At 41.6% G+C, this 9,846-nt stretch carries 9 protein-coding genes; all 9 read left to right on the top strand.

The features are described from left to right. Positions 1-638 precede the first annotated feature (638 nt). The 9 genes from BBG47_RS26095 to cas2 all read left to right on the top strand — a co-directional run bounded on the left by BBG47_RS26095 (position 639) and on the right by cas2 (position 9,623). Complete coding sequence (locus BBG47_RS26095; protein ID WP_065294168.1) at positions 639-923, top strand: transposase; 285 nt, start codon at positions 639-641, stop codon at positions 921-923. Positions 924-1,087: 164 nt separating this feature from the next. Then, positions 1,088-1,840, top strand: a complete 753-nt coding sequence (gene cas6 / locus BBG47_RS26090; protein WP_065294167.1) for a CRISPR-associated endoribonuclease Cas6 — start codon at positions 1,088-1,090, stop codon at positions 1,838-1,840. Between the two features lie 12 nt (positions 1,841-1,852). Continuing rightward, positions 1,853-3,844, top strand: a complete 1,992-nt coding sequence (locus BBG47_RS26085; protein ID WP_065294166.1) for a hypothetical protein — start codon at positions 1,853-1,855, stop codon at positions 3,842-3,844. A gap of 4 nt (positions 3,845-3,848) precedes the next feature. Continuing rightward, entirely contained in the window at positions 3,849-4,808 is a 960-nt protein-coding gene (locus BBG47_RS26080) for a CRISPR-associated protein (RefSeq protein WP_065294165.1), read from the top strand. A 9-nt stretch (positions 4,809-4,817) separates the two neighbouring features. After that, the gene (gene cas5, locus BBG47_RS26075; protein ID WP_065294171.1) at positions 4,818-5,501 is read left to right on the top strand and encodes a CRISPR-associated protein Cas5; all 684 of its coding nucleotides are present in this window, start codon (positions 4,818-4,820) and stop codon (positions 5,499-5,501) included. Beyond that, a complete protein-coding gene (locus tag BBG47_RS26070) occupies positions 5,489-7,825 on the top strand; it encodes a CRISPR-associated helicase/endonuclease Cas3 (protein WP_065294164.1) in 2,337 nt (778 codons plus the stop codon). Before cas5 ends, BBG47_RS26070 begins: the two co-directional genes overlap by 13 nt. Before the next feature lie 11 nt (positions 7,826-7,836). After that, a complete protein-coding gene (gene cas4 / locus BBG47_RS26065) occupies positions 7,837-8,346 on the top strand; it encodes a CRISPR-associated protein Cas4 (RefSeq protein WP_094183222.1) in 510 nt (169 codons plus the stop codon). Positions 8,347-8,349: 3 nt separating this feature from the next. Beyond that, positions 8,350-9,351 carry a type I-B CRISPR-associated endonuclease Cas1b gene (cas1b, locus tag BBG47_RS26060; protein WP_065294163.1) on the top strand — a complete coding sequence of 334 codons (1,002 nt, stop codon included), beginning with the start codon at positions 8,350-8,352 and terminating at the stop codon, positions 9,349-9,351. Positions 9,352-9,359: 8 nt separating this feature from the next. Continuing rightward, a complete protein-coding gene (gene cas2, locus BBG47_RS26055) occupies positions 9,360-9,623 on the top strand; it encodes a CRISPR-associated endonuclease Cas2 (RefSeq protein WP_065294169.1) in 264 nt (87 codons plus the stop codon). Positions 9,624-9,846: the final 223 nt, after the last annotated feature.

The raw sequence follows: 9,846 nt of genomic DNA, 5'->3' as shown, positions 1-9,846 counted from the left end.
TTGAATGTACCTATGAGGAATTGAAACGCATTTATGGGAGAACCAATGGATGATGAAGATCGAGGTTTTGAATGTACCTATGAGGAATGGAAACTTTAAAGAGGGCAATCACGGCGGTTGAGAGTTGGGCGTTTTGAGAGTATCTATGAGGATTTGAAATTCTGTAACATAATCGGCTGTAGTCAGAGCTGATACAGGTTTTGAAAGTACCTAAAGTACCTATTAAATTGAAATAAAGTTATCAAGGGCGCTTTTCAGAAGGATAATGTACCTAAGAGGAATATTTCAGATGATGTTTTGCTAGCATAACTCATATTTTGTCGTTATGGGTTTAATAGTTTACAACTCTCAAATTAGTCGGTAAAATATGGTTACTGCAGATTTGGGTTGGCTTCCTATTTTTTTGAAATCACAAAAATCATTGTAATACCTATTCTTAGGAATTTAAATTTAATGATGTTTCTTGACTTTATATACCTATAAGGACTTAGCTTAAGTATATATGATGTAGGCTTTTCATAGAGATCCTAGTGAGTAGAATCATTTTTTTGAAAGATTAATTTTGCAAGTTAATACTAGGTTTTTCAAAAGAAACTTATTAATAATGTTACTTGATAAGAAAAGGGGGTTAATAGCTAATGAAAAAGCCTTATGAAGAGGCCTATAAGTTAGTGATTGTTCTGATGGTTGAAGAACTGAGGCTACCATTAATTCAAGTTGCTAAAAGTCAGGGGATATCTGCAAATATTCTGCATCGATGGATAACAAAATTTAGAGAAGAGGGTGTAACTGCATTCGGTGTGAATAAGCACCGATTGAATACTGTAAATGCAGATATCAGGAAATTAAAGTCTCAGATTAAAGAATTGCATAAAGAAAATAGAGTTTTAAAGCAAACATTGCATTTATTAACGAAAGAATAGAGACAGGAAACAGGCTCCCCCATTATAAACCTATCTTCAATTTTACCTACGTATCTGAATGAATTCGTTATTATTCAACAAAATTTCGACAAAAAAGATTGTTCCTTGGAAAAATATGAAATGAAACAGTATACTAGACCTAGTAGGATAGGAGGAACTAGGCAGTGAGAATTCGAATTACATTGAGCTTTGATGAGAAGCTTACGGTTCCCATTAATCATCAAGAGTGGCTCCATGGTCTTATCTATCATAGCATCCGAGATGACGGGTACCGTGACTTTCTCCATAATACCGGTTACCAACAAGGGAAACGTCAGTTTCGCATGTTTACCTTTTCTAGATTAAATGGTTCATATAGACTAGATAAAAACTCCCACACCTTAGAATTTACACCACCGCATGTATCTTTCATCTTTTCTGCATCTGACAAAAAATTAGTTCAAGAGTTAGTCTCTTCTTTGTTAATTCGCGAGGATCTTCGCTTAGGAGCTAACCAAGTTAAAGTTGGATCCGTCGAACAAATCCATACTAACGTTAGCGAAAAAATGGTGATACGTTTCCTTACTCCGATCACGATGTATAGTACTTTTCTGCTGCATAACAAAAAGAAGACTTATTTTTACTCACCATGGGAAGAAGAATTCAATCCACTTATTCAAGCAAATGCGCTCAAAAAATATGAGGCGCTGCATGGGGACGTACTTGAAGGCGATAGTCGTCGACTTTGCTTGACGCCCCTACATCGGGAGCGAATTAAGTCCAAAACAACAAAGTTCAAATCTACGTTGATAAAGGGCTGGACGGGTGATTTCCTATTGGAAGGAAATCTGGATCTTATTCAATTGACTTATGATGTGGGCCTTGGAGCCAAAAATTCTAATGGACATGGGCTTTATGAAATTGTACGTCACTTATAGGAGGTGAGCAGTATGTTGGCAGAATCCATCATTCGCATTGGCCGACCTATCGCACAGAGCGATTTGCCGAATCAACAGCGTATCCGATGGTTGACCGACGTTGATAGTGAAAATTGCAAAAACTTTTTCCAACATGTATTTCTTGTTGAACTGGATGGGGATAACACAGCATTTCACCTCATGGAGATAGGAAATATGGAAGGGAAAAGTTTCGTACCAAATTCATTAAGAAATAATGCCTTTCCAATCTTATATCCTAACGGTGGAAATCCTCTCCACGCGCAGGGGATATATCCGGTTCCATGCTATCTGATGTATGAAGCGCATATTCATGCAATGGAACATGCAGAATCGTTTGCGGTGGATGTTATTCTTCCACGACTAAAGAATACAGTGTCGTTCAGACATAAAAACGAAGAGCAGCTATTGGAAATTGCTCGCCATTCTGCTGTAGCGATAGCCCCCTACTTTGAACAGTTTATCAAAGATGAAAAGCAGCTGGGTATTTTATACATATTCGATCATAGCTTGCCTATTTATCGCACATTAGAGAAGAGAAGCGAGGATGAACGCTACATTTGGATAACAGAAAGCCGATTATTCCCCGGTATACAGCTTCATATTGATGGTGATCAGGCATTGGTGGGTATCATCGAAGCAAAATTCACGGAAGCAAAGTCATTGGGAAGTGCGGACAATGCAATCTCTACATTCACGAATCAGGAAGAAGATGAAGTTGCTTCAATATACAATAAATTCTGGCTGTGGATGTCGCCGACATGGGAGATGCCTCGTTCTATCTACTGGGGAAAGGATGAGTGGATTCGCGGAATCAAGATTGATCGCGCAAGCTATGAAGCTTTTTTGTACGGCACGCAGTTTCTGAAGCAGATTACTGTCCCGGTAACAAGTTCGGTACTTAAAGAAATGTTTGCTCCGGTAACAAGCCTGGAAGCGAAACGCCATATGAAACCTACCAGTTTCGAACCGATTTTTGGGGTTCCGCTCGTGCTTCCGCTATTGGAAGGGGATTCGGAACAGCTATATCACAAATATAAGCGCATCTTGAATCAGTCTGATAAAAGCGACAATGATATTCATCTAGAACTACTGGCAGGCATTCATAAGTTCATTCCGAAAATGAGTGATGAGCATCGACTGACTCTCGTATATTATTCCGGTGACTTGTCACGGGGCAATATGCACATTCGTAAGGTGATTGAAGACGTTGTTCCGAGTGTTGCTACTGTGTTGCAACAAATTATAAAAGATCTGAATCGCCAAGAATTACTTCCCATTTTGAAAGCATTCCGGTGTAACACAGATAAGGAATATTATCGACTTCGTTCACTGCCGTCGCTATTGGCGAATGCTTATGGGCCGGGATATGTATGGAGCAGTCTACAGGCGGTACTACACCGCGAACCGATTACTGTTCATCGGCTATATATGAATACCTCGATAAAGCTATTGGAATTGGCGCTGAAAGAAGACGAATGGGGGATGAGAGAAGAACTCGTATTCCATTATGTTTTTCTTGCCTTCCATGCTCGATATCATAATGAAGTGATACAAAATAAAGAAAGGGTGAATACGTTGGCGAATTGGGAACGTGTCATAGAGTATTATCATGCTGGAACAATATCGTTATCTCAACTGCAATCGGCTGAAGAGTTGGGATTTGTGACGGGATTACTATTAAAACAGTTCTCGAATTCCTACCATAGAAAAACAGGAAAGGACTATGTGAAGCATCGGGTAATGAAGTTCGGCAGTAAGCTAACGCCGGATATGATATGGAAATACGGCGTGCTTCGCTGCCAAGAGCTGTCAGAGCAGTGGGACATGGGAATCGGGAAGAATTTTTGGCCTATTTTGGCGCAAGTTCTGCTCGGATTCTTAGATGCCGAAAAAACGCAAGCGCTTCGTACAGATAGAGACAAATTTATGACGGCTTTTTGGTCCGGGTATTTAATGTACAAGAAAGAGAAAGAGGAGGAGTAAGAAGATGAGTGTACATAATGGTGAATTGTTGTTCGTAAAATCGGTAAAGGACGGAATACCGAACCGCGATCCGCTGCAGGATAGTGACGCGCGCAGATTATTTCCGGAAGAGGACGGGAGAATTTCGCTGAGTGATGTAAGCATCAAACGTGATGTGCGCGATTATGTGTTAGAGGCAGAGCCAAATGGTGGAGTAAGCCAGCGTAATTATATATTTGTACAAGGTAAGGTTAATGATAAAGGGAAATTGCTTGGACGGGGAAGCTTGGCAGAGTGGATTGCAGAGCAGGCAGATAAGAAAAATGAAGCAAAGGAAAATATGAAGTCCGTGCTGTTGTCGCATAGCTTCGATGCTCGTGCATTCGGGATTGTATACTCAGTCAAATCTACTAGCTTCCATCTTACAGGGCCTGTGCAGTTCGGATGGGCGCATTCGCTTCATCCAGTAGACAGTCAATATATTCAAGGGACTGTGGTGATGCCGAGCACCGATGCCAAAGACGGGGAGGATGGTAAATCGCAAGGAACGATTTGGACAAGCTATATCGTACCTTTTGCCGTATTCGCCATGCCAGGCGTCATTAATGCTAAAAATGCGGAACAAACCGGGATGACTGTTGACGATCAGGAACTTCTGCTCAAAGGGTTATGGCAGGGGACGCAGCATCGCCAAGCTCGCGGCAGGGGGCAGCAGCAACCTCTCATGCTGGTGCATGTAGAGTATAAAGATCCATTCTTCCGAATCGGGTATTTGGAAGACTTGATTACGTTGCAGCCGGGAGAAACGGCATGGAGAGAAGGAGGAAGACGGCCGTCGTCTCTGAAAGATATTACATTGGATGTTTCGGAATTGGTTCGTACTCTAGAACAATATAAAGAGAAAATAGAACGGTGCCGAATTTGGGTTCATCCTTCTTTGCGTGTAGAAAGTGATATCACACCATATCTACAACCATTATGGTAGGCGATGATGATGAAAGCAGTTATTTTTGACGTAAAAGGCACAATCGCCCATTTCCGGAGACCGGATACGACAGCGACCCACCTAACGTATCCATTTATCACACCAACGGCGGTCAAAGGTATGGTGGGCGCAATTATTGGCATATCGGATTTTGTAACCAGTGATCGGGTTGGGATACAGCTTCTGCGTCCAGTGCGCACTTCGGCACAGCAGATGTCCATGTTAGGTAAAGATGCGGGTACTACGTTTAATCGTCCAACCGCAATGGAACTGTTAGTCAATCCAGCTTACCGTATATATTACGTTGGCGATGAGCATGTCGATCGGCTTGAGGAGCAATTGAATAAGAGGTATTCTGTTTATCCGACGTATTTGGGAGTCGCATTTGCGCTGACATTCCCACAGTTAGTGGGAAGCGTTCAACAGGTAAAGCACCTTGAAGAAGATGTGATTACGACACGTACTGCAGTTCCGACGTCGCTAATTCAGGATTTGATCTTAACCGAGTCTAAGTCTACGTACAGCCGTGCAGGAGGCTTTATGAAGGACTATAAGGGGAATCGGACCTTCGAGAAATCTATATCTTACATCTTTGAGAAAGATGGAGGGCCGCTCTCTTTTCGGAAAAAAGCGGACACAGATGGAAGCTGTGATGTGTTCCTGATTAAGGGGGAGGCAGTATGTCTCGTATAATTCCCTTCGATCAATGCATTGCCAGACCGGGATCGTTGTTAAGCGAACATCTCATACAAGTAAGGCAATCGGTAGAAGGATTTCTTAATAACGAACTTGATGCGTTTATACAATTAGCCGGACTGTCAGGGATTTGCCACGATATTGCGAAGAGTCATACTAAGTGGCAAGACTACATTCATAAAAAAACAAAGGAGGGCCCCAATCATTCTGCCTGCGGGGCCTTCTTCTTTTCATATCTTGGGTACTATATGCTGCAGAGTATGGGGAAGTGGGATCAATATTGTATAGAGTGGCTGTGGTTCGTGCGTGATATCGCGGATCACCATAGTCAACTGCATAATTTATCTGATAAAGGCTGGCTTAAAGATTATGATTGGTCAGAACTTGATCTTGCGGGTATAGAGACATTCATACACGAGCAGTACAATGAATTAATTATTAACAAGATCAATGCGGAAAGTTTAAGGGAATGGTTGAAAAAAGATGCAGAGGAAGCTGTAGAAGAAGCGCTAGACGCATTGCAAATCGGCTATGGAGCTTGGAAACCGCTTAAACTGATGAGGCGTGTTCAAAAGTGGAGGCAGAATACGACCAGTTTGATCGCAGGTGATCGATTTGATGTGAAGCAGGTGTATACTAGTTGGTTTGATACCAATGACCACTATCGCCATCAAGAGTTAATCAACGACTACTGTCGAAAACAAAATTGTTCAATGTCCGTAATACGACTGCAGGCCCAAGCGGACATCATGTCACAATTGCTGCAGCATCCCGAGGGGAGATTCTTTACGCTGCAGATGCCTACCGGATACGGAAAAACGATTACCTCTATGAAAATTGCCTCTTGGTTCGGTGAGCAGCAGCAATTCCAAAAGATTGTGTATGTCGGGCCTTACTTGTCCATTATCGAACAGACCAGCGGTGTAATAGAAGAAGTCATTCAAGAGAAAGCATTAGAGCATCATTCACTAGCCTTGCTGGAGGAGAAGGACGATCATAAGCAAAGTACGAGCAAAAGTCAACTGTCCGTAGAATCGTGGGCACATGCAATTGTGTGTACCAGCTTCCATCAATTTGGGAAGGCTTTGTTTCCTAAACGATCGCAAGATGTATTGCGTCGGGCATTTTTGCAAGATGCCGTCATTATCATCGACGAGCCGCAAATATTGAATCCTGATGTATGGAATGTATTTCTGTGTGGACTTGAAGCCTTAAGCGAACTTTTAAACCTTAAGGTCATTTTTTTGTCCGCAACGATGCCGCCTTTCCATTATGGGCTGTCCAAACAGCCTATCGATCTTCAAGTCAAAGCGTCTTCTAACCATGATCGGTATCGGTTGTTTATTGAAGAGGCTCAGGATGAAGATTCGTTGGTTACGTTTTTGAAGGAAAAAGAAGTATCTTCGCAGGCGATTATACTGAACACAATCGAAGACGCTTGCCGGGTGTATCGCAATATAGCGGAGAAAGAGGCGTATCTGCTTCATGGCTTAATGATACCTCTTCATAAAAAAATCGCAATTGAAACGATCAGGCGGGGGTTAATAGATAAGCATCGCAAGCATCCTTTGTATGTTGTTTCAACCCAAATTATTGAAGCGGGAGTAGATGTCAGCTTTCAGCATGTAGCTAGAGCGATGCCGATTATGCCCTCGATCGTCCAAGCGGCTGGACGCGTCAATCGCCATTTGGAGGGACCTGTATTAGGAAGAATATCGATCTTCCCGTTTTATCGGGAAGGTAAGAGGGATACGCGCAGCTTTATTTATCCTAAATCGCTGCAGAAGATTACAGATCGGTTGCTGCAGCAACAACCTACGTGGATGGAATCGGAGCTTACGGAACTAGTAAAGCATTATTATGAGGAAATGTTCCGCCATAATACGTATGAAGCGGCAATGGCATACATTCGCGACGCATATGAAGGAGAGTGGGAGAAACTATCCAGTTTTCAACCCTTTGATGATAGCGTAATGAGGTTGCCTGTTTTCGTTCCATGGAATCCGAATGAAGATGAGCGGCAGCTATTGCCAAAGTCGTATTCCATTTTGCAAAAAAAGTTTGGGTTATATCATGCAGTCGATATATATGAACGATATTCGGATAAGGCTTTCATGAAAAGGATGACGTTCGACGATCGAAAGCAGTTTATGATTTTAGTTCATTATTATGTCTTAAATTTGCCTGTCAAAAAGGCGCTAAAGGTGGCAAGCAAGGAGGACTTTTTGACGCACCGAATTCCTATGCTGTATGGAACCGAGGTATATGATTCGCAAGTTGGCCTTCGCGCACAGTTCGATCAGTTTGACAATTTTATTTAGGAGGAAGTGCCGTGAATTCAGGACTGCCGGTAGGTGGAACGGATATTTGGTACTACTTTATTTGTAAACGGGAAGCTTGGCTTAATATGCACCAGATTGTTCCGGATGAAGAAGATGAAAATGTGGAGATTGGTCGCTTCATTCACGAATATCGCTACGGGAGAGAAAAGAAGGAAGTAGCGATAGGCTCGATAAAGATGGATCGGCTGAAGCGTGAAAAAGGAGAACTCGTGGTTAGAGAAATCAAGAAGTCTTCCAAGTTTTTGACTAGCTCTCGCTATCAGCTTATGTATTACCTATATACGCTGAAGCAGATGGGAATTGAGGCGAGAGGAGAACTGCTCTTCCCAGAAGAAAAGCGAAAAGAACATGTTGAACTGACGGAAGAAGGAATTACTGAGCTTGAAGCTGCGATTAAGGATATACAGGCACTTTCACAAAATCCGATACCGCCAGCCCCAAAAAAAATTGGATTTTGTCGCAAGTGCGCATATCGGGAATTTTGCTGGGCGGAGGGATGAGCGTTGAAGAAGTCATTATATATTTTTCAGAACGGTGAGTTGCGAAGAAAGGACAATAGCTTATATTTTGAATCGGAATCGCGCAGAAAATATATTCCGGTGGAAGATACGAACGATATTTTTATTTTTGGAGAAGTAGATGTCTCGAAACGTTTTCTAGAATTTGCAACACAAAAGGAAATTGCAATACACTATTTCAATCATTACGGTTATTACATTGGTACTTTTTATCCGAGAGAGCATTATAATTCGGGGCATCTTATCGTTAAGCAGGTGGAGCACTATATCAATATGGATTTACGTTTGGAGTTGGCGCGAACTTTTGTAAAAGGTTCTATTGGGCAGATGCTGCAAGTATTAAAATACTATAGTGGTAGACGAGATAATAAGCCATTATTTGAAGAACTCGTTACTCGGCTAAACGAGAATGCAGGACAAATTCATGATGTTGTCAGCATCGAAGAGTTAATGGGAGTCGAAGGACATGCACGTGAACGGTATTACCAAGCTTTTGACTCTATTATGGGGAACCCTGATTTTATTTTTGAAAAACGTACCAAACGACCGCCGCAAAACCGTTTAAATGCTTTAATCAGTTTCGGAAATTCAATTTGCTATACGGTCGTATTAAGTGAAGTCTATAAAACATTTCTCGATCCGAGAATTGGATACCTGCATGCAACAAATTTTCGAAAATTTTCATTGAACTTGGATGTAGCAGAAATTTTTAAACCTATTATGGTGGATAGGCTTATATTTACGATGGTAAATAAAAATATGCTGGGTAAAAAAGATTTTGACGAGCATACGGATGGTATTATGCTAACGGAAGACGGGAGAAGAAAGTTTGCCCAGGAGTTGGATAAGCGCATGCAAACAACTGTTAATCACCGCCATTTAGGCAAGTCGGTTTCCTATCGCCGATTAATAAGGTTAGAATTGTACAAGCTGCAAAAGCATTTTCTTGGGGAACAAAAGTATGTCCCATATCATTCGATGTGGTAGGTGATCATGTGTTTGTGATTTTAGTCTATGATTTTAATGAAAAAAGAGTGGGTAAGGCAGTTAAAATCGTTAGGAAGTACCTGCATTGGGTTCAAAATTCGGTATTTGAAGGAGAAATGTCGGGGGCCAATTACGTGAAGCTGAAAATGGAATTAGAAAATTTAATGGATCCAACGGAGGACTCCATCATTTTTTATACGTTTCGCACTCAAAAGTATTCCAAGCGAGAAGAAATGGGATTAAAGAAGGGCGGGGATGAGTTTTTTATTTAACCTGAAATGTCGTCGATCCTCTATAGCGCATAAACCTCTGGGGATCGACGACAATATGAAAAAACGAGAATAAAGAAGAATCACAGAGAGAGTTGAAAATAAACCTTTATTAATGGATGTTCAGGATTAAATGTTTTTGCTTGCCGGTGGGTTTCAGCGTTTGGTAGGATAAGCTTAGTAGCAAGATATTTTGGGGTATTGAACGTACCTATGAGGATTTGAA

Source organism: Paenibacillus sp. KS1 (genome assembly GCF_001680695.1).
Taxonomy (GTDB): domain Bacteria; phylum Bacillota; class Bacilli; order Paenibacillales; family Paenibacillaceae; genus Paenibacillus_B; species Paenibacillus_B suaedae.
This window is presented reverse-complemented; position numbering and strand designations above follow the sequence as displayed.